Origin of the sequence: Epilithonimonas hispanica (assembly GCF_003385395.1) — a bacterium.
GTDB lineage: Bacteria > Bacteroidota > Bacteroidia > Flavobacteriales > Weeksellaceae > Epilithonimonas > Epilithonimonas hispanica.
This window is the reverse complement of sequence record NZ_QNUG01000146.1, coordinates 1-409: the sequence shown is the minus strand read 5'-3', so window position 1 is coordinate 409 and position 409 is coordinate 1. Positions and strand designations below refer to the sequence as shown.

The window sequence follows — 409 nt, the reverse complement described above, 5'->3', positions numbered from 1 at the left end:
CGCACGGTTACCAAGCGTGCTGAGGGTACCTTTGAAAGCCTCCGTTACTCTTTTGGAGGCGACCACCCCAGTCAAACTACCCACCACGCAATGTCCTTCTATTAGAAGTTAGGCTCCAAGTAAGTAAAGGGTGGTATTTCAACGTTGACTCCACAAACACTAGCGTGCCTGCTTCATAGTCTCCCACCTATCCTACACATTACTTACTCAAAGTCAATACGAAGTTATAGTAAAGGTTCACAGGGTCTTTTCGTCCCATTGCGGGTAATCGGCATCTTCACCGATACTACAATTTCACAGAGCTCATGGTTGAGACAGTGCCCAGATCGTTACACCATTCGTGCAGGTCGGAACTTACCCGACAAGGAATTTCGCTACCTTAGGACCGTTATAGTTACGGCCGCCGTTT

General features: G+C 47.9%; 1 rRNA gene. It reads right to left on the bottom strand.

Annotation, left to right across the window (positions count from 1 at the left end):
- Positions 1 to 409, bottom strand: a 23S ribosomal RNA gene (locus DRF58_RS18260); the annotation flags it as partial.